At 69.6% G+C, this 19635-nt stretch carries 20 protein-coding genes; 4 read left to right on the top strand and 16 right to left on the bottom strand.

Features of this window, described 5'->3' with window-relative positions:
• Window positions 1-48 precede the first annotated feature (48 nt).
• Window positions 49-1938: a DNA primase gene (gene dnaG, locus DYZ02_RS09825; RefSeq protein ID WP_115686081.1), complete on the bottom strand. Its 1890-nt coding sequence runs from the start codon at window positions 1936-1938 to the stop codon at window positions 49-51.
• 55 nt (window positions 1939-1993) lie between these two features.
• Between dnaG and DYZ02_RS09820 the strand changes: the two genes are divergently transcribed.
• Window positions 1994-2407, top strand: coding sequence for a guanyl-specific ribonuclease (locus DYZ02_RS09820; RefSeq protein ID WP_115686080.1), 414 nt, complete (start codon window positions 1994-1996; stop codon window positions 2405-2407).
• Between the two features lie 71 nt (window positions 2408-2478).
• On the opposite strand, the gene DYZ02_RS09815 is transcribed toward DYZ02_RS09820, so the two are convergent.
• Window positions 2479-3777, bottom strand: coding sequence for a deoxyguanosinetriphosphate triphosphohydrolase (locus DYZ02_RS09815; RefSeq protein ID WP_342767221.1), 1299 nt, complete (start codon window positions 3775-3777; stop codon window positions 2479-2481).
• A gap of 57 nt (window positions 3778-3834) precedes the next feature.
• Between DYZ02_RS09815 and DYZ02_RS09810 the strand changes: the two genes are divergently transcribed.
• Window positions 3835-5844 (top strand): TPM domain-containing protein, encoded by a 2010-nt coding sequence (locus tag DYZ02_RS09810; protein ID WP_115686078.1) that lies wholly within the window; start codon window positions 3835-3837, stop codon window positions 5842-5844.
• On the opposite strand, the gene DYZ02_RS09805 is transcribed toward DYZ02_RS09810, so the two are convergent.
• Genes DYZ02_RS09805 through DYZ02_RS09795 form a run of 3 tightly spaced genes read right to left on the bottom strand, consistent with a single transcriptional unit; the run spans window position 5841 to window position 8139 of the window.
• A complete protein-coding gene (locus DYZ02_RS09805) occupies window positions 5841-6239 on the bottom strand; it encodes a hypothetical protein (protein ID WP_115686077.1) in 399 nt (132 codons plus the stop codon). The genes DYZ02_RS09810 and DYZ02_RS09805 overlap by 4 nt on opposite strands.
• Window positions 6239-6748, bottom strand: a complete 510-nt coding sequence (locus DYZ02_RS09800) for a hypothetical protein (RefSeq protein ID WP_115686076.1) — start codon at window positions 6746-6748, stop codon at window positions 6239-6241. Before DYZ02_RS09800 ends, DYZ02_RS09805 begins: the two co-directional genes overlap by 1 nt.
• 11 nt (window positions 6749-6759) lie before the next feature.
• Entirely contained in the window at window positions 6760-8139 is a 1380-nt protein-coding gene (locus DYZ02_RS09795) for a glycine--tRNA ligase (RefSeq protein WP_115686075.1), read from the bottom strand.
• Between the two features lie 241 nt (window positions 8140-8380).
• Between DYZ02_RS09795 and DYZ02_RS09790 the strand changes: the two genes are divergently transcribed.
• Window positions 8381-8869: an ArsR/SmtB family transcription factor gene (locus DYZ02_RS09790; protein WP_245945768.1), complete on the top strand. Its 489-nt coding sequence runs from the start codon at window positions 8381-8383 to the stop codon at window positions 8867-8869.
• Window positions 8870-8880: 11 nt separating this feature from the next.
• Window positions 8881-9312: a Fur family transcriptional regulator gene (locus tag DYZ02_RS09785; RefSeq protein WP_115686073.1), complete on the top strand. Its 432-nt coding sequence runs from the start codon at window positions 8881-8883 to the stop codon at window positions 9310-9312.
• Here the strand turns inward: DYZ02_RS09785 and DYZ02_RS09780 are convergent.
• The 11 genes from DYZ02_RS09780 to hemW form a co-directional block, all read right to left on the bottom strand.
• Window positions 9309-10040, bottom strand: coding sequence for an isoprenyl transferase (locus DYZ02_RS09780; RefSeq protein ID WP_115686072.1), 732 nt, complete (start codon window positions 10038-10040; stop codon window positions 9309-9311). The two genes, DYZ02_RS09785 and DYZ02_RS09780, sit on opposite strands and share 4 nt — an antisense overlap.
• A gap of 7 nt (window positions 10041-10047) precedes the next feature.
• Window positions 10048-10767: a DNA repair protein RecO gene (gene recO / locus DYZ02_RS09775; RefSeq protein WP_115686071.1), complete on the bottom strand. Its 720-nt coding sequence runs from the start codon at window positions 10765-10767 to the stop codon at window positions 10048-10050.
• A 9-nt stretch (window positions 10768-10776) separates the two neighbouring features.
• Window positions 10777-11694 carry a GTPase Era gene (gene era / locus DYZ02_RS09770; RefSeq protein WP_115686070.1) on the bottom strand — a complete coding sequence of 306 codons (918 nt, stop codon included), beginning with the start codon at window positions 11692-11694 and terminating at the stop codon, window positions 10777-10779.
• A 62-nt stretch (window positions 11695-11756) separates the two neighbouring features.
• Window positions 11757-12608: a pyridoxal kinase PdxY gene (gene pdxY, locus DYZ02_RS09765; protein ID WP_115686069.1), complete on the bottom strand. Its 852-nt coding sequence runs from the start codon at window positions 12606-12608 to the stop codon at window positions 11757-11759.
• A gap of 49 nt (window positions 12609-12657) precedes the next feature.
• The gene (locus DYZ02_RS09760) at window positions 12658-13977 is read right to left on the bottom strand and encodes a hemolysin family protein (RefSeq protein ID WP_115686068.1); all 1320 of its coding nucleotides are present in this window, start codon (window positions 13975-13977) and stop codon (window positions 12658-12660) included.
• Window positions 13978-14544, bottom strand: coding sequence for an rRNA maturation RNase YbeY (ybeY, locus tag DYZ02_RS09755; protein WP_115686067.1), 567 nt, complete (start codon window positions 14542-14544; stop codon window positions 13978-13980).
• Window positions 14541-15551: a PhoH family protein gene (locus DYZ02_RS09750; RefSeq protein ID WP_115686066.1), complete on the bottom strand. Its 1011-nt coding sequence runs from the start codon at window positions 15549-15551 to the stop codon at window positions 14541-14543. Before DYZ02_RS09750 ends, ybeY begins: the two co-directional genes overlap by 4 nt.
• 11 nt (window positions 15552-15562) lie before the next feature.
• Window positions 15563-16267 (bottom strand): 16S rRNA (uracil(1498)-N(3))-methyltransferase, encoded by a 705-nt coding sequence (locus DYZ02_RS09745; RefSeq protein WP_115686065.1) that lies wholly within the window; start codon window positions 16265-16267, stop codon window positions 15563-15565.
• On the bottom strand, window positions 16264-17397 hold the full coding sequence (gene dnaJ / locus DYZ02_RS09740; RefSeq protein ID WP_115686064.1) for a molecular chaperone DnaJ: 1134 nt from the start codon (window positions 17395-17397) through the stop codon (window positions 16264-16266). The genes DYZ02_RS09745 and dnaJ overlap by 4 nt, the downstream gene beginning before the upstream one ends.
• A 31-nt stretch (window positions 17398-17428) precedes the next feature.
• A complete protein-coding gene (gene hrcA, locus DYZ02_RS09735) occupies window positions 17429-18451 on the bottom strand; it encodes a heat-inducible transcriptional repressor HrcA (RefSeq protein ID WP_115686063.1) in 1023 nt (340 codons plus the stop codon).
• A 43-nt stretch (window positions 18452-18494) separates the two neighbouring features.
• On the bottom strand, window positions 18495-19601 hold the full coding sequence (gene hemW / locus DYZ02_RS09730; protein WP_115686062.1) for a radical SAM family heme chaperone HemW: 1107 nt from the start codon (window positions 19599-19601) through the stop codon (window positions 18495-18497).
• Window positions 19602-19635 lie beyond the last annotated feature (34 nt).

The following is a 19635-nucleotide window of genomic DNA, read 5'->3' as shown; positions in this document are numbered from 1 at the left end:
TACGTGCGCTGTTTCGCGTTGAGGTCTTCTCCGGGGCGCTCGAAAGCGCTACGCCCCGCGGAAGATGCGCTCGTTGAGCTCCCGGCGCGCCTGCTCGAGGGCGACGAGGTCGAAGAAGAGCGCGTTGTAGGCGTCCTCGTCCTGCGACGGCCGCATGCGCTGCAGCTGCGCCTTGATCTGGGCGATCTGGTCGCCGACGCGCGCCTCCTGGAGCCGGGACAGCACGGCGTCGGCGTACGACTCGATGTCATCCGCGTGGATGTCCTCCACGGCGAGCTCGGAGACGAAGTTGCGCGCAGCCTGGCCGGCGACCGCGTCGGTCACCGACGCCAGCCACGACGCCCCGCCGTTGGCGTGGGCGACCCCGCCGGCCGTGGTGATCGCGTCGCGGACCTGGCGGTACGCCGGGTTGGTGAAGGCGTCCGGGTTGATGCCGTCGAAGTAGTTGCCGGCCACCTCGGGGTACTGCAGAGCGATCTTGAGGGCCTCGCGCTGCGGCCACAGGACGGGGTCGCGCGGGTGGGGCGCCTCGAAGACCGGGGCGTTGGCGTTGACGGGCTCCGCCTGCGCGGCGCGGCGGACCTTGCGCTCGGGCGTGCGGGGGCGCTTGGCCTCGGCGCGCACCTGCTCGAGGACCTCGTCGGGGTTGGGCCAGCCCACCCACCCAGCGAGGCGCCGGGCGTACTCCGCCTGGAGAACTTTGTCGGAGATTCCTGCGACGACGGGGACGGTGCGTCGTAAAGCTTGCAGGCGTCCCTCCGCGGTGTCGAGCTTGTAGTCCTTGAGCAGCGATTCGATGACGAACTCGAACATGGGCTTGCGGCTGGCCACGAGGTCGCGCACCGCGGTGTCGCCCTTGGCCAGGCGCAGGTCGCAGGGGTCCATGCCCTCGGGCGCGACCGCCACGAAGGACTGGCCGGTGAACGCCTGGTCGCCCTCGAAGGCGCGCATCGCGGCCTTCTGGCCGGCCTCGTCGCCGTCGAAGGTGTAGATGAGCTCGCCGCGGAAGTAGTTGTCGTCGAGCATGAGGCGGCGGATGATGCTCATGTGGTCGGCGCCGAAGGCGGTGCCGCACGCGGCGACGGCCGTCTTCACACCCGCGGCGTGCATGGCCATGACGTCGGTGTAGCCCTCGACGATGACCGTCTGGTGGCCCTCCGCGACGTGCTTCTTCGCCAAATCCAGGCCGAACAGGACTTTGCTCTTGTGGTAGAGCATCGTGTCCTGGGTGTTCATGTACTTGCCCATGGGGTCGTCATCGTAGAGCTTGCGCGCGCCGAAACCGATGACGTTGCCCGCGACGTCCTTGATGGGCCACAGCAGGCGGCGGCGGAACTTGTCGATCGGCCCGCGACGCCCCATGCTGGTCAGCCCCGCGTCCTGGAGCTCCTGCGCGTCGAAGCCCTTGCGCAGCAGGTGCTTCGTCAGGGTGTCCCAGCCGTCGGGGGCGTAGCCGCACTCGAAGTGGTAGATGGTGTCCTGGTCGAAGCCCCTGTTGAGGAGGAAGTCGCGCGCCTTCTCCGCCGCCGGGGTCTCCAGCTGCTCCCGGTAGAACTCGTGCGCCGCCTTGTTCGCCGCGAGCAGGCGGGCACGGGTGCCGGGCTTGACGTCGCGCGCGCCCGTGGATCCGCCCTGGTAGTTGATGTGGTAGCCAATGTGCTCGGCCACCGCCTCGACGGCCTCCGGGAAGGACAGCTGCTCCATCTCCATGAGGAAGGAGAACACGTCGCCGCCCTTGCCCGTGGAGAAGCAGTGGTAGTAGCCGCGCGCGGGGCGCACGTGGAACGACGGCGTCTTCTCGTCCTTGAAAGGGCTCAGGCCCTTGAGCGAGTCGTGGCCGGCGGGCTTGAGCTGCACGTACTCGCCGACGATCTCGTCGATCGGCGCGCGCTCGCGGATAGCCTGGATGTCGCTATCCGGAATTCTGCCCCTAGCCATGGCTACATCGTAGCCGTCCGGTCAACTCGTCCGCCCGCGTGGGACAATGCTGGCTATGGCACAACGCACGCCCAAAGGCCTCCCAGGGATCCTCGCCGGGGTCGCCGTTCTCGCCCTCGCAGCCTTCGGCGGCAGCTCGCTTATCGACGCCCCTGGGGACCTCCCCGGAGACGCCCCCGGGGAGGTCCCCGCCTGCGCTTCCCTCCCCGCCGAGGCGTGGGACACCATCGACTCCGTCGAGCAGGGCGGGCCCTACCGCTACCCCGAGGACGACTCCCGCTTCGGCAACTACCAGGGCGAACTGCCCGACGAGAAGCTGGGCTACTACCGCGAATACACCGTGGACACGCCCGGGCTGGGACACCGCGGGGAACGGCGCATCGTCACCGGCGGCGGCGCCGACGGCGTGGTTGACGAGTGGTACTACACCGGCGACCACTACGAGTCCTTCTGCGAGGTGCCCCGTTAAGACGAGCATGTAGCGCACCGGCTCTTGAGCGACCTGGGGTTTTGCGCACCCGCGACGCCCACATGCTCGTCTTAGGCCATAAACCCGGCGACGCCGGCAGCCTTCTTCGCGGCCCTCTCTAGGCGCGACTCGGTCATCGAGGCGATCTGGTCCACCACCACGCGCTCGCGCTCGGCGTCCGTGGAGGCCATGGTCCACCACTGCTGGAACATCGTGTCGAGGGTGCCGGGCGCGCCGGCGAGCATGTAGTCGTAGACGCGGAAGATGCGGTCCCGCTGGCGGTCCTGGCGGCGCAGGTGGGCGGGCATGTCCATGACGTAGAGGACCGCCACCGTCTTGAGCAGACGCACCTCCGCCTCCGCCTCAGCCGGGATGACCAGGCTGCCGAAGCGCCGCCCGAGCGCGCCGGAGGGGTTGTCATCGCAGCGCAGCTGCTCGGGGTGGTTGCATTCGGCCTGCATGGTGGCGGTGGCCACCGCGCCGACGTAGCGCCCGACCAGCTCGGAGGTGAGCTTCTTCAAGCTCGCCCAGGAGGCCAGCGTGTAGTCGAAGTCGGCGGCCGCGCCGATGGAGGGCAGGGCGCGCAGGCGAGCGGCGGCGTCGATGAGCTCGTCGGCGCTGCCGCCGAAGGCCTTCGCGCCCTTCTCGGCGAGCGCGGCCAACTCGACCAGGTCCCACAGCACCTTGAGGGTGATGCGGCCGGAGACGATGCCGTCCTCGACGTCGTGGACCGAATAGGCGATGTCGTCCGAGCAGTCCATCACCTGCGCCTCCATCGGGGGCGCGGCGTCGGTGTGGCCCTCGCGCAACCACGCCAGGATGGCTGCATCCTCGTCGTAGGCGCCGTACTTGCGGTTGGTGGAGCCGTCCGGGTTGGTGCGCGTCAGCGGGTACTTGCAGGCGGCGTCGAGGGCGGCGCGGGTGAGGTTGAGGCCGTAGGAGGTGGCGTCGACAAGCTTTTTTGGCTCGAGGCGGGTGAGAATGCGCAGGGTTTGCGCGTTGCCCTCGAAGCCGCCGCGGGCGACCTCGTTGAGCGCGTTTTCGCCGTTGTGGCCGTAGGGCGGGTGGCCGATGTCGTGGGTCAACCCGGCCATCTCGCAGAGGTCGGGGTCGAGGCCGAGGGCCTCGCCGATGCCGCGGGAGATCTGCGCGACCTCCAGGCTGTGGGTCAGGCGCGTGCGCGGGGTGTCGCCGTCGCGCGGGCCGACCACCTGCGTCTTGTCGGCGAGGCGGCGCAGGGCCGCGGAGTGCAGGACGCGGGCGCGGTCGCGCGAGAACGCGCCGCGCTCCTCGAAGCTCTCGACGATCTGCGAGCCCTTCGGGCCCTCCGGCGCGCGGCGCTCGGCATCGAAGGCGGAGTAGGTGAACACGCCCTCCAGCGTAGATGGGCCCGGCCTGCCGCACGGGAAGCGACTACCCTAGTCAGCATGAAAAAGCGCTCCCTCCGCATCCTCGCCGCCGCGCCCCTCCTCGCCGGGTGCGCCGGACTCTCCGCCGCGCCCGCCGCGCTCGCCGCCCCCACCCTCCTAGCTCAGGGCACGGTACAGGCGACCGCCCCGGGCCGCCTCACCGCCCCCGTGACCGACGAGGCGGGCGTGCTCACCGCCGCGGAGAAGTCCGAGATCGAGCAGGCGATCCAGAAGGTCGCGTCCGAGCAGCAGCGCGCCGTGCGGGTGGTCTACCTCGACTCCTTCGGCAGCTTCAGCGCCGAGCAGTGGGCCCAGAAGGCGGTCGACGCCTCCGGCTCCAACGTCGCGGTGCTGGCCATCTCCCCCACCGAGCGCTCCTTCGCCGTCGACGGCGGGACCATGTGGAAGCAGGGCGAGATCGACCGGATGTACGACGCCGCGTACGAGAAGCTCACCCAGGAGGACTGGGCGGGTGCCGCCATCGCCGCCGTGAACGTCGCGGCCGGATCCGGGTCCGGGGGCGGCGGGAGCTCCTCCGACCTCGGCTGGGCCGCGGGCGGCGTGGGCGTGGCCGCGCTCGCCGGCGGCGGCTACTGGGCGGCGACCCGCCGCAAGTCCAAGAAGACGCAGGCGCAGCAGCTCGAGTCCGCGAAGGCGCTCGCGCCCGGCGACACCGACGCTCTGGCCAACCTGCCCACCGGCACGCTCGAGCAGCTGGCCCAGGAGGCGCTCGTGCGCGCCGACGAGTCCATCCGCCAGGGCAAGGAGGAGCTGGCCACCGCGACCGCCGAGTTCGGCCCCGACCGCGTGCGCCCCTTCACCTCCGCGATGAACTCCGCCACCTCGACGCTGCAGCGCGCCTTCGCCACCCACCAGAAGCTCTACGACGCCATCCCGGAGACCGAGCCGGAGAAGCGCGCCATGCTCATCGACATCATCTCCTCCTGCGGCGAGGCCAACCAGGCCCTCGACTCCCGCAGCAAGGAGTTCAACGAGATGCGCGGCGTGCTCATGAACGCCGACGCCGAGGTGGACAAGATCACCCGCCGCACGGTGGACATCCGCGCCCGCCTCGAGCCCGCGCAAGCGCTTCTCGACGCCCTCCGCCAGCGCCACTCCGAGGACATGCTCCACTCGCTGACCGACAACGTCGACGTCGCCTCCGCCTCCCTCGACGAGGCGGAGAAGCTGCTCGGCGAGGCCCGCTCCGTCGCCGCGCAGCCCGCCGGCCGCCAGGGCGCCCTGGTGGACCTGCTGGCGTCCGCCTCGCACGCCGTCGAGGTCTCCGACACGAACCTCGCGGCGATCGAGCACGCCGAGGACAACATCCGCACCTCGCAGGCCAACATCCCGGCGCTCATCAACGAGATCGAGGACGAGCTGCGCGAGATCGAGCAGCTCAAGACCGCCCGCCAGCAGGGCGCCCAGGTGGACGTCGCTGCCCTCGACGCCATCTCCGCCGAGGCCCGCCGCAGCCTCGACGCGGTGGGCAACCGCGCCGAGACCGACCCGCTCACCCTCTACACAGAGCTGACCGACCTGGACTCGCGCATCGACGCCGAGATCGACCGCGCCCGCGGCGCCGCCACCGACCAGAACCGCCAGCTGCAGGTCCTGGACCAGCAGCTGCGCGTCTCCGCCGCCCAGATCCAGAGCGCGGAGGACCTGATCAACTCACGCGGGCGCCTCATCGGCTCCCACGCCCGCACCCTGCTGGCCGAGGCGAAGCGGCAGTTCAACGAGGCGCGCAACCGGCGCACCTCCGACACCCGCGGCGCGATCGGCTACGCCCGCGAGGCCGCCGAGACGGCGCGCCGCGCCGCCGGCGCGGCCAACGACGACATCAACCGCTACCGCCAGCAGCAGGCCCAGTCCACCGCGGGCAACCTGGCCAACGCGGTGATCTGGGGCTCCATCCTCTCCGGGGGCTTCGGCGGGGGCGGCGGAGGGTTCGGTGGAGGCGGGGGTTTCGGCGGCGGCGGAGGCTTCTCCGGCGGCGGGCCGCAGGGCCGCGGCGGGATGTTCTAGCGCAGCGTGCGCCGCGCCGGGGCGTCGACGTACGTCAGCGCCCAGGAGATGAACGCCAGGTCGAGCGTGAGCTCCCCCGCCGGGCGGATCTCCAGGGAGCCGTCGAGAAGGCCGCGCGTCGTCGCGGCGATGGCGCCGGAGGCGTCGATGATCTCGCGGCGCTTGCCGCCGGTGCGGTTGACCCGGTAGGTGCGGCCGTCGCAGTCGGCGACGTAGCGCGACACCGTCAGCCCCGCCTTGCGCAGGCGGAAGGCCCCGCCGTCGGGGGCGACGGCGCGCAGGTCGGCGGGGTCCTCGGAAACGAAGCGCAGGCGCTGCGCCCCGAACTCCAGCGCGCCGTCGGTGAAGGCGGCGGGAGTTGGGGCGTCGAGAAGCGAAGTGCCCTGCCAGCGCATCACTGCATGAGGAAGACGACGACCACGAACACCGACAGGAAGACCAGGAAGGCGATCAGCGCGTTGGAATTGATCATCTTCTTGGTCTCGAGGACCTCCCGCGACAGCCACGCCAGCGCCGCGATGTCCGTGCGGGGCAGGTCGGTCTCGCCCTCGAACTCGAGAATCGCCTTGCGCACCCCGTTGTGGTCCGAGGTGAACTGGGCGACCTTGTCGCCGGCGGCGTCGTCGACGATCCAGTTCTTCGAGGTCTCGGCCACGAGCGTGTAACCGCGGCCCTCCACGTCGACGGGGATCCGCTTGTCGCGCTTCAGCGAGCCCGTGGCGCGGACGATCTCGGCGCCTCCGCGCGTGGCCACCGCCCCCGACTCCGGGGAGGTGACCAGGTCCCACTCCTCGCCGTCGAGGGTGGCGCGCTCGTGGGTGAACACCCCGAGCACCTCCGGACCCTCTTCCGCGAGGAGCTTGAGGTTGTCGCGGTCGCTGCGGTCCCAGCTGACGTAGTGCATGCGTGGCTCCTTTACGCGCCGATGAGGCGGGCCGCCAGGTAGGTCTCGAGCTCGTCGATCTTCACGCGCTCCTGCTCCATCGTGTCGCGCTCGCGCACGGTGACGGCGCCGTCCTCGAGGGAGTCGAAGTCGTAGGTGACGCAGAACGGGGTGCCCGTCTCGTCCTGGCGGCGGTAGCGGCGCCCGATCGCGCCGGAGGTGTCGTAGTCGGTGTTCCAATGCTTCGACAGCTGCGCGGCGAGCTCCTCGGCCGGGCCGGACAGCTCCGGCTTCTTCGACAGCGGCAGCACAGCGACCTTGACCGGGGCGAGGCGGCGGTCCAGCTTGAGCACCACGCGGGTGTCGGTGCCACCCTTCGCGTTGGGGGCCTCCTCCTCGTGGTAGGCATCGACGAGGAAGGCCATCATCGCGCGGCCCAGGCCGGCAGCCGGCTCGATGCAGTACGGGATCCAGCGCTCGTTGTTCTCCTGGTCGAAGAACGACAGGTCCTCGCCCGAGGCCTCGGCGTGCGTCTTGAGGTCGTAGTCCGTGCGGTTGGCGATGCCCTCCAGCTCGCCCCACTTCGAGCCCTGGAAGTTGTAGGCGTACTCGATGTCGACGGTGCGCTTGGAGTAGTGCGACAGCTTCTCCTGCGGGTGCTCGTAGAGGCGCAGGTTCTCCGGGCTGATGCCCAGGTCGACGTACCACTGGTAGCGGTTGTCGATCCAGTACTGGTGCCACTCTTCGTCCTCACCCGGCTTGACGAAGAACTCCATCTCCATCTGCTCGAACTCGCGGGTGCGGAAGATGAAGTTGCCCGGGGTGATCTCGTTGCGGAAGGACTTGCCGATGTTGGCGATGCCGAACGGTGGCTTCATGCGCGCCGACGTCATGACGTTCTTGAAGTTGACGAAGATGCCCTGGGCGGTCTCCGGGCGCAGGTAGTGCAGGCCCTCCTCGTCGTCGACGGGGCCGAGGAACGTCTTGAGCAGGCCGGAGAAGGCGCGCGGCTCGGTCCACTTGCCCGGCTGGCCCGTCTCCGGGTCGTTGATGTCGGCCAGGCCGTTGACCGGTGGGTGGCCGTGCTTCTCCTCGTAGGCCTCGATGAGGTGGTCGGCGCGGTAGCGCTTGTGGGTGTGCAGGGACTCCACCAGCGGGTCGGTGAACACCTCGACGTGGCCGGAGGCGACCCAGACCTGGCGCGGGAGGATGATGGAGGTGTCCACGCCGACGGTGTCGCGGCGCGCCTGCACCATGTGCTTCCACCACTGGCGCTTGATGTTTTCCTTCAGCTCGACGCCGAGCGGGCCGTAGTCCCACGCGGAGCGGGTACCGCCGTAAATCTCGCCTGCGGGGTAGACAAGGCCGCGGCGCTTGCACAGGTTGACGACGGTATCGATAGTGGAGGCCACTTCTTCTCCTGACTGAGTAAAACTGGATGGAACCGGACGCAAAAACGTTGCAACTCAGTGTAGCCGGTCTGCCGGACACGGCCCCGAGAAGGCCCGGACGGAGGCTCTGAGGAGCAGCAAAGGGCGGCGCGGGGGGCGCTCGCGGGGACTGTTATGCCGACCAAGGCTCCGTCAAAATAGGACGAACGCATAATATTGATGAGAACGCGGGGTACGCATTCGGCCTATTCTGAGAAGTGACGTGTTTGAAAAATCCCCCACAGAGGAGGACGTAGAGATGGACAGCTACTCGCAAGGCGACGTTGAGCGCGCCGCACGAGTCGCCAGCGCCCTCGATTCACCCCTCCGCCTGCGGATTCTCCTTCTCCTCTCCACCGGCGAGCACGTCGTCCACGAGCTCGTCTCCAGCCTGGGGAAGTCGCAGCCGCTGATCAGCCAGCACCTCCGCGTGCTCAAGCGCGCGAACCTGGTCACCTCGGCGCGGCGCGGGCGCGAGGTTGTCTACACCATCACCAGGCGCGACGTCGCCGAGGTCATCACCTCCCTCATGCACATCGCGGGCACCCCCGACGTGATCGACCTCGCTTCTCGACGCCCCACCTCCGCCCCAGAAGACGGCAAGGCGCCCGCGACCGGCGGCGCGGCCGCCATCATCGACCCGCCCAGCCACCTCCGCCCGGACATCGACCCGGGCCTGAGCCCCTCCACCGCCAAACCCAAGCGCGACTAAGGTAGGGGTTTATGCCCGCAAACCCAGCCACCCGACCGAAGCAGCCCAAGTTGGGCGTGCGCAACACCCGGCAGCGCGAGGCAGTGGTGAAGGTCCTCCAGGACGTGGACAAGTTCATCTCCGCCAAGTTCATCCACGACGAGCTCGGCGCGCGCGGCGAGAAGGTCGGCCGGACCACCGTGTACCGCACCCTTCAGTCGCTCAACGAGGTCGGCGCCGTCGACGTGCTCCACAACGCCGAGGGCGAGACCCTCTACCGGCACTGCCTCACCGACGCCCACCACCACCACCTCGTCTGCACCGTCTGCGGGCGCAGCGAGGAGATCGAGGGCGGCCCCGTGGAGAAGTGGGCGCAGGTCGTCGCACAGCGCTACGGCTACGAACTCGTCGGCCACGACGCCGAGGTCTACGGCGTCTGCCGCGCCTGCCACGCGAAGGACTAGTTCTTCTCCACGGCCCCGCCGAAGCGGCGGTCACGCTTGGCGTACTCCTCCACCGCGTCGAACATGTCCTGCTTGGTGAAGTCCGGGAACAGCTTGTCCTGGTACACCATCTCCGCGTAGGCCGACTGCCAGAGCAGGAAGTTCGACGTACGCTGCTCGCCGCTCGGGCGCAGGAAGAGGTCCACGTCGGGCATGTCGGGGCGGTAGAGCCAGCGGGCGAAGCTCTCCTCGGTGATGTCGCCGGGGGTGATGTGGCCGGCCCGGGTGGCGTCGACAAGCGCGCGCACACCGTCGACGATCTCGGCGCGGCCCCCGTAGTTGATGCACATGGCCAGCGTCAGGCCGGTGTTGTCCTGCGTCAGCTCCTCCGCCTTCTCCAGCTCGCGCAGCACGCTGCGCCACAGGCGCGGGCGGCGCCCCGCCCAGACGATGCGGACGTTCTTCTCGTGCAGCTCCTCGCGCTGGCGATGAAGTACGTCGCGCGAGAAGCCCATGATGAAGCGCACCTCGTCCGCGCTGCGCCGCCAGTTCTCCGTGGAGAAGGCGTAGGCCGAGAGCCACTCGACCCTGCCCATCTCGATGCAGGCGTCGACGCAGTCCATGAGGACCGCCTCGCCCTTCTTGTGCCCCTCCGTGCGCTTCAGGCCTCGCTCGGCTGCCCACCGGCCGTTGCCGTCCATCACGAGCGCGATGTGGCGGGGGATGAATTCGGGGCTGATGTCGATCATTTCTTTATTATGCCTGCTCCATGATCTTCAAACTCTTCACGCCCGACTCGATGTGCCACTGCAGGTGCGCCGCCGTCGCGCGGTGCACTTTCTCCGCGTGCTCCGCCGAGGCCGGGTGGCCGTTCTGGATCAGCCACATCGTGTGCAGCACCTCCGGGTCGACGTCCATCGAGCCCGGCGGGCGGCAGTTGTTGCACACCGCCCCGCCCAGGGCCGGGCTGAACACCGAGTGCGGGCCGGGCCGGCCGCAGTTGGCGCAGTTGTAGAGCGAGAGTCCCCACCCCGACTGCTCCGTGGCCCGGAGGATGAAGGAATCCAGGACGAGCGTCGGGTTGTCCTCGATCTGGAGCTGCTGGAGGGCGTCGGAGATGGCGTCGAAAAGCGCCGCGTCGGGCAGGTCCGCGTAGCTCAGATTCTCCGCCGTCTCGAGGATGGCGCAGGCCGCGGCGTAGCGGTCGAAGTCGTCGATGATACGGGCGCCGTAGTACGCCACCGTGTCCGCCTGGGTGATGGTTGCCAGGTTCGCCCCCGGGTAAAGCTGGACATCGAGCTCCACGAAAGGCTGCACCCGCGAGCCGAAGCGTGACTTCGCCTTGCGCACCCCCTTTGCCACCGAGCGGACCACCCCGTGGCCGCGCGTGAGCAGCACGACCACGCGGTCGGCCTCGCCGAAGTCGTAGGTGCGCACTACGAAGGCGCGGTCGCGGAAACTGGGTCTCCTGGGCACCGGCCTGTCCTAGAAGCCCAGCCGGCCGAGGTGCTTCGGGTCCTGCTGCCAGTTCTTCAGCACCTTGATGCGCAGGTCGAGGAAGACGTTGTGGCCGAGCAGCTCCATGATCTGTTGGCGCGAGCGGTGCACGATGCCGCTCAGGCGACGCCCGCCGGGGCCCTCGATGATGCGCTTCTGGCCGGGGCGCTCCAGGTACATCACCGCGTAGATCATGGTGCGGTCTTCGCGCTCCGGGTCCGGGTACATCTCGTCGATCTGCACGGCCACGGAGTGGGGCAGCTCGTCGCGCAGGCCCCGCAGGGCCTCCTCCCGGATCAGCTCCGCGATGCGGGTTTCGGTGTCCTCGTCCGTGGTGTGGCCCTCCGGGTAGAAGCGCGGGCCCTCGGGAAGATGGGCCGTGAGGACGTCGAGAAGCGTGTCGAGCTGGACCCGCTCCGTGGCGGAGACGGGCACGACCTCGCTGTCGGGGCCGAGGAGCTCGTGGAGCTCGAGGAGGCGCTCGCCGACCTGGTCCTTACTCGCCTTGTCCAGCTTGGTCACGATGCCAACGATCGGCGTGCCCGGCTTCGTCTCGCGGATCTGCTCGAGGATGAAGCGGTCGCCGGGGCCGATCTTCTCGTCGGCGGGCACGGTCAGGCCGATCAGGTCGACGTCCTGGAACGTGTCCCTGACAACGTCGTTGAGGCGCTCGCCCAGCAGCGTGCGCGGGCGGTGGATGCCCGGGGTGTCCACGAGGATGAGCTGGGCGTCGTCACGGTTGACGATGCCGCGGATCGGGTGGCGCGTCGTCTCCGGCTGGTCCGCCATGATGGCGATCTTCTCCCCCACCAGTGCGTTGGTCAGCGTGGACTTGCCCGTGTTGGGCCGGCCGACGAAGCTGACGAAGCCGCTGCGGAAACCTTCGGGGGTGTCGGTGAACATCATGGATGTGAGTCTACTTCCTCCACCGACACGGGCGTGCACCGTCGAACGGGTGCGCGCCCCGCTTAGAGCGCCTTGACCTCGAACTGCAGCTTCGGGTTGGCGTAGGCGTCCTGCGCCTCCACCAGCAGCAGCTCGGGCGCGTCGGCCTGATACGTCATCTCGAGCAGCCCGAACACCGACGACGCGGTGCGCGCCAGGGCGTCCGCCGCGTCGCCGCTGCGCACGTAGTGGCCGGTGAACAGCGCCGCCGCCACGTCGCCCGAGCCGTTGCGCTTGAACGGCAGGCGCGGGGTCTGCACGATCCAGGTGCCCTTCGCGTCCGAGACGATCATCTCGATGCTGTTCTCGGTGTCGGCCTCCGGGCGCTCCACCGAGGTGACCAGCACGGTCTTCGGCCCGATCTCCTTGGCCGCCTCTATGGCGTTCAGGGTGGAGGCGAGGTCGTTGGCCTCCAGGCCCGTGAGGTAGCCCAGCTCGAACTGGTTGGGGGTGATGATGTCCGCCACCGGCACGACCTTGTCGCGCAACAGGGGCGGGATGTTGTCGGAGACGTGGCAGCCCGACTTGGCGTTGCCCATCACCGGGTCACAGGCGTAGACGGCGTTGGGGTTCTGCGCCTTCACGCGCGCCACGGCGTCGATGATGACGTCCGCGATGTCGTCGCCGCCCTGGTAGCCGGAGAGCACCGCGTCCACCTTGGCGAGAGCCCCGCGCTCGTCGATGCCGTCGATGACGGAGGCGACGTCGGAGGCCGGGATGAGCGGGCCCTTCCACTGGCCGTAGCCGGTGTGGTTGGAGAAGTTCACCGTGTAGACCGGCCATACCTCGTGGCCGATGCGCTGCAGCGGGAAGACGGCGGCGGAGTTCCCCACGTGGCCATAGGCAACGGCTGACTGGATCGAGAGAATGTTCATAGGTTCCTATTGTGCACCCATTCGGTCCGCACCGGGCGGACTAGGCCGTCTAATTCTCGGCCTGGTACTCGTCCACCACGTCCGGCAGCTCCACGAGGACCGTGCGCACCTTCACGCGGCCCCGGCGGTCGCGTCCGCCCTCCGCGGTGAAGCGCAGCCCGGAGACCTGCACGGTCGAGCCGGGCAGCGGGACGCGGCCGAGCTCGTAGGACAGCAGGCCCGCGACGGTGTCCACGGAATCCGTGACCTCCTCGTCGAACTCCAGCTCGTAACCGATGTCGTCGTAGAGGTGGTCCACCAGGTCGTCCAGGGGCAGGCGCCCCTGCGCCCGGTAGAGGCGCCGGCCGGCCGCCTCGATGGGGGCCTCCTCGTCCTCGTCGTACTCGTCGGTGATCTCGCCGACGATCTCCTCCAGCAGGTCCTCCATGGTGAGCAGGCCGGCGACGTTGCCGTACTCGTCGATGAGGATGGCGATGTGCGTGTTGATCCGCTGCATCTCCTGCAGCAGCACGTCGAGCGGCTTAGAGTCCGGGATGAACAGCGGCTCGCGCATGACGCTCTCAATCGGGGCGGCCGGGTCAATCGTGTCGCCGGACTCGGCGAACATGTCCTTCAGGTAGGCCACGCCGACGATCTCGTCGACGCTCTCCCCGATCACCGGCACGCGGGAGTGGCCCGAGCGCACCATGAGGCGCACCGTCTGGCGCACCGTCTTCTCCCCCTCGATCCAGATCATCTCCGGCCGCGGCACCATCACCTGGCGGGCGTAGGTCTCCGCCAGGTCGAAGATGTTCTGGATCATCCGGTGCTCGGTGGACTCCACCACGCCCTGCTCCTGGGCGATGTCGACCATCTCGCGCAGCTCCACCTCGGTGGAGTAGGGCCCGTCGCGGAAGTCGCGGCCCGGGTGGAAGATGTTGCCCACCCAGATCAGCAGCTTGGCTACCGGCCCGAAGACCCGGTTGAACACCACCAGCCACTGCGCGGCGCGCAGCGAGATCGAGTAGGGGTTGCGCCGGCCCGCCGTGCGGGCGAAGACGCCGATGATGCTGAACTGCGCCAGCGTCACCGCGACGATCGCCACCGTGATCGCCCACGCCTCGGAGGCCATCAGGTCCATGAACAGCATCGAGGCGAACACGGCCGCCGTCACGTCGAGGACGGTGACCAGCATGACCAGCATGTTGATGTGGCTCGCCCGGTGCTCGACCACGCGCAGCAGCGCCCTGGCGCCCGCCACCTCGTCCTTGACCATCGACTCCACCCGCGCCCGCGAGATCGGGGCGAGGGCGGACTCCACGGAGCCGAGCAGGCCGGAGGCCAGCAGGGCCAGCACGGCAACCGCCGCGTAGGTGAAAGTGAACTCCACTTAGCTCTGTTCCCTCATCTTGCGGTCCAACTCCTCGCGGTCGGCCGCCGAGGGGAAGGCGTGCGCTCCCGCCGGCTTCGGCTGGTACTCCACGCCGCGGGCGGCGAGGTCGTCGTACCAGTCGGCGAGGATCTCGTTCTGTAGCGCGAACATCTCCCGCTCGTCGTCGGGGGCGATGTGGTCGTAGCCGAGAAGGTGCAGCACGCCGTGCACCGTGAGCAGCGCCAGCTCGTGGCCGAGGTCGTGGCCCGCCATCTCGGCCTGCTTCAGGTCGAAGGCCGGGCAGAGGATGATGTCGCCCAGCATCGCCGCGCCCAGCGTCGAGGCGTCGGGGCGTCCGCCGCCCGGGGTGAGCTCGTCCATGGGGAAGCTCATCACGTCGGTCGGGCCCTCCAGGTCCATCCATCGCACGTGCAGGTCGGCCATCGTCGGCTCGTCCACGAGGGTGATGGTGGCCTCGGTGTCGGGGTGGACGTCCATGGCCGTCAGGGCGAAGGAGCAGACGTCGACAAGCATCTCCTCGTTGACGTCGGCCTCGCCGGACTCGTTCAGGATCTCGATGCTCATTCGTACACGCCTTCCTCGCGCTCCTTCTGCTTGCGTTCGTAGCGGGCGGCGTTCTGCGCGTCGTACTTGTCGTACGCCGCCACGATCGAGGAAATCAGGTGGTGCCTGACGACGTCCTCCGCCCGCAGCTCCTCGAAGTGGATGCCCTCGATGGCGCCGAGGATGCGCCGGGCCACGCGCAGCCCGGAGACGGTGCCGCTGGGCAGGTCGACCTGGGAGATGTCGCCGGTGACCACCATCTTCGAGCCGAAGCCCAGGCGGGTGAGGAACATCTTCATCTGGCTGCCGGTGGTGTTCTGCGCCTCGTCGAGGATGACGAAGGCGTCGTTGAGGGTGCGGCCGCGCATGTAGGCCAGCGGGGCAACCTCGATGATCCCCGCATCCATGAGCTTGGGGATCATCTCGGGGTCCAGCATGTCGCGCAGGGCGTCGTAAAGCGGGCGCAGGTAGGGGTCGATCTTGTCGTTCAGGGTGCCCGGGAGGAAGCCCAGCTTCTCCCCCGCCTCCACTGCCGGGCGGGTGAGGATGATCCGCTTGACCTCCTTGGCCTGCAGCGCCTGCACCGCCTTCGCCACCGCGAGGTAGGTCTTGCCCGAGCCGGCCGGGCCGATGCCGAAGGTGATGGTGTTCTCGTCGATCGCGTCGACGTAGCGGCGCTGGCCGGCGGTCTTCGGGCGGATCACCTTGCCGCGGCGCGCCACGATCTCCGCGCCGAGGATCTCGGCGACGGACTCGGGCGCCTCCGTCTCCATGATGCGGGTGGCGTGCACCACCGTGTCCGGCCCGATGGGCACCCCGCGGCGCGCCATCGACTCCAGCTCATCGAGCACGCGGGTCGCGTGGGCGACGGCCGCCGCCTCGCCGCGAATGGTCACCCTCGTGCCGCGGGCGTGCAGCTGGGCGCCGAGCTGCTGGTTGAGAACGCGCAGGTTGTCATCGTTGATGCCGAGGACGGCTTGGGCGTAGGCCGAATCGAGGTCGACCTTGCGCGTCAGCAGTTCTTCCATGATCCCTCACCCTACCAGCGCTGCGTCAGCGCGCCGATGGCGCTGAGAGCCGAGAGGGCGGCCGTGGCGGTGCGCAGCACCTCGGGCCCGAGCCGCACGGCGGTGCCGCCGATGAGCTCCAGCTCCTCGGGGCCGATTCCGCCCTCCGGGCCGACCACCAGGGCCACCTCCGGGGCGAACTCCACGGTGCGCAGCGACACCGCCGCGTCCTCGTGGAGGACGAGCACCTGCCTGCCCTGCAGCAGCGCGGGCAGCTGGTTGGTGGTGACGGGCTCGGAGACCTCGGGCACCCAGGCCCGGCGCGACTGCTTCGCCGCCGCCAGCGCCGCGGCGCGCCACTTCTCCACCTGCTTGGCCTGCTTCGCGGCGGGCCAACGGGAGACGGTGCGGTGGGAGATCCAGGGCACGATGGCGTCCGCCCCGCCCTGCACGGCGAGGTCCACGGCCAACTCGGCGCGCTCGCCCTTCGGGATCGCCTGCACGACGGTCACGCGCGGGCTCGGGGCCGGCACCGTCTCCACGTCGAGCACCTCGCCCGTGAGTGTGTCCTTGCCGCGGACGTCGCTGACGCAGACGGTGGCGGCGGTGCCGCGGCCGTCGGTGAGCACCACGGTCTCGCCCGGCGTGATGCGCTTGACGGTGACGGCGTGGCGCCCCTCCGCCCCGTCAAGGCGGCCCGAGGCGGGGTCGGGGCTGTAGAAGTACGGCAGGCTCATCGGCGGAAGCGGTCGCGCACGCGGGAGAAGAAGTTCTCGTCCCGGCCGGCGTGCTCGGAGTCTACGGCGGGCGATCCGGCGTGGCCGTCGCGCAGCGCCTCGAGGCGCTCGCGCTCCTCGCGGCTCAGCTCGGTGGGCACGGCCACGCGGACGTGGGCGATCATGTCTCCCGCTCCCTGGGCGCGCAGGCGGGGCATGCCCTCGCCGGCGAAGACGATGCGCTCGTCGGGCTGCGTGCCGGCGGGGATCTCCACCTCGGTCTGCCCGCCCGCCAGGTTGTCCACCTGCAGGGAGGTGCCCAGCGCTGCGTCGTACATCGGGACGGTGACGCGCAGGTGCAGGTCGTCGCCCTCGCGCACGAAGACGGGGTGGGGTTCGGTCTGCACCTCCACGTAGAGGTCGCCCGCCGGGCCGCCGCCGTGGCCCACCTCGCCCTGGCCCGCCATGCGGATGCGCATGCCGGAGGAGATGCCCGCCGGGATGTTCACGGTGAGGTCGCGCGTGGCGCGCACCCGGCCGTCGCCGGCGCACTGGCGGCAGGGGTCCTGGATGATCTCGCCGAAGCCGCGGCACTTGGGGCAGTCGCGGGTGGTCATCACGTTGCCCAGGAAGGACTGCTGCACCTCCTGGACGGAGCCGGTGCCGCGGCAGTGGTCGCAGGTCACCGGCGCGGACTGGGACTCGGAGCCGGTGCCCTGGCACTTGTCGCACAGCACGGCGGTGTCCACCGTGACCTCCTTCTTCACCCCGGCGAAGGCCTCCTCCAAGGTAATCGCGGTGCGCAGGAGGGCGTCGTTGCCCGGCTGCACGCGCGAGCGCGGCTCGCGGCCCGCCCCGCCGGCGCCGCCGAAGAAGGCCTCGAAGATGTCTCCGAAACCGCCGAAGCCTCCCTGGGCGCCGGCGCCGCCGCCCTGCTCCATCGGGTCGCCGCCGCGGTCGACGATGCGCCGCTTCGACGGGTCGAGGAGGACCTCCTGGGCCAGGGAGATCTCCGCGAACTTCTCCGCGGCCTCCTCGGAGGGGTTCACGTCCGGGTGGTACTTGCGGGCCAGCTTGCGGTAGGCCTTCTTAATCTCCTGCTCGGTTGCCTCGCGGTCGACGCCGAGGATGCCGTAGTAGTCACGAGCCACTGTTCGTTTCAAACCTTTCGCAGTAAGTCTTCTATTCGCCCCTCAGCACGCGGCTGATGTAGCGCGCGACGGTGGCAACCTTCTGAATCGTACCGGGGTAGTCCATGTAGGTCGGACCCACCACTCCCAGCCCGCCGAGCGCCGCGCCGCCGGAGCCGTACGCTGTAGTAACAATCGAGGCGCGGGAAAATTCCTCGTCCTCGTTCTCCCGGCCGATGCGCACGGAGACCCGCTCGAGCTCCTGCGCGTTGGCCAGCAGCTTGAGCACCACCACCTGCTCCTCCAGTGCGCTGATCACGTCCTGCAGGTCGCCGGAGATCCCCGCGGCCTGCGTCAGGTTCGCCGCCCCCGCGATGAGCAGGCGGTCCGAGGGGGTGTCTACGAGCGTGTCGATGAGCACCGCGGTCGCCCGCTCCACCGCCTCCGCGATCACCGGCGGCGCCGCCGAGGCCAGGGTGGCGAGCGAGGATGAGGCGTCCGCCATCGTCTTGCCCACCAGCACCGCGTTGAGGGTGTCGCGCAGCAGGTGCACCTCCTCCTCGCCGAGGGCGGCGGCGAGTTCCACGTTGCGCTGGTCCACCCGGCCGGAATCCGTGATGAGCACGAGCAAAAGCCGGGTGGGGGCCAGCGCCACCACCTCGCAGTGCTTCACGCGGGTCACGTCGAGGGTGGGCAGCTGCACCACCGCCGCCTGGTTGGTCACCCGGGCCAGCAGCTGCACGGAGCGGCGCAGCACGTCCTCGAGGTTCACGCCGTTTTCGAGGAAGTCCAGGATCGCGTGGCGCTCGGGGGTGGACAGGGGTTTGACGTCGTGAAGCGCGTCCACGAAGGCGCGGTAGCCTTTCTCCGTGGGGACCCTGCCCGAGCTCGAGTGGGGCTGCGCGATGAAGCCCTGCTTCTCCAGCACCGCCATGTCGTTGCGGATTGTGGCGGAGCTGACGGGGATGGCGTGGCGCTCGACCAGCGCCTTCGAGCCGACGGGTTCGTGCAGGGCGATGTAGTCTGCGACGATGGCGCGCAGCACGGCCTGCCTGCGCTCGTCCGCTGCACTCATCTGGCACTCTCCTTCCTCGACTGCCAGACAATCCTACCCGCGGCTACTCGGCCGCGAGAATATCGGTGATGATCCCGTCCGCGAGCAGCCTCCCGCGGTCGGTCACCGCCACCCGCTCCCCCACCGTGAGCAGCCCCGCACGCGCATGCTTGTCGACGACCCCCCACGCCCCCGGGGCAATCCACTCGCGCGGCACACCGCGACGCAGGCGCAGGCCCAGCATGATGTCCTCGAAGTGGCGCTCCTCCGCCCCGATCTCCTCCCGCCCGGCGACCGGCAGCTCCCCGGCGGCGAGCATGTCGTTGTAGCGCTCGGGGCGCTTGACGTTGACGAAGCGCTCCCCGTCGACGAAGCCGTGGGCGCCGGGGCCCGCGCCCCACCACTGCCCGCCCGTCCAGTAGAGAAGGTTGTGGCGGCACTCCCCGCCGGTCTTCGCCCAGTTGGACACCTCGTACCAGTCGTAGCCGGCGCCCTCGAGGGTGTCGGCGATCAGCTCGTAGCGGTCCGCGTAGGCGTCCTCGCTGGGGGCGGGCAGCTCCCCGCGGCGGATCTTGCGGGCCATGGCCGTCCCGTCCTCCACGATGAGCGAGTAGGCCGAGACGTGGTCGACGCCCGCGGCGAGGATGGCGTCGAGGGTGGCGCGGACGTCGTCGTCCGTCTCGGTGGGGGTGCCGTAGATCATGTCCAGGTTGACGTGCTCAAAGCCCGCGGCCAGGGCCTCCTTCGCGGCGGCCACGGCGCGGCCCGGGGTGTGCCGGCGGTCCAGCACCCGCAGCACCGGCGTCGATGCCGACTGCATGCCCAGCGAGACCCGGGTGAACCCGGCCTCGAGCAGGCCATCGAAGTAGGCCGGGCTGGTGGACTCGGGGTTGGACTCCGTGGTCACCTCCGCGCCCGGGTTGAGCCCAACGTGCTCGCGCACCATGTCCAGGACCCGGCCGAGGCCCTCCGCCCCGAGCAGCGAGGGCGTGCCGCCGCCGATGAACACCGTGTCCGCCGGTCGGGTGTGGGCCAGCTCCAGCTCACGCTCGAGCGAGGCCAGGTAGGCGTCGTAGGAGCTCGTTGTCTCGCTGGGCGTGTAGGTGTTGAAGTCGCAGTAGCCGCAGCGCGTCGCGCAGAACGGGACGTGGATGTAGACGCCGAATGCCATACCCGAGGATCCTAGGGGATGTTTGGTGTGCGCC

Origin of the sequence: Corynebacterium senegalense (assembly GCF_900411315.1) — a bacterium.
In the GTDB taxonomy this organism is placed as follows: Bacteria; Actinomycetota; Actinomycetes; order Mycobacteriales; family Mycobacteriaceae; genus Corynebacterium; species Corynebacterium senegalense.
Note: the sequence above shows the minus strand (reverse complement) of the source record. Positions and strands in the feature narration are given on the sequence as shown.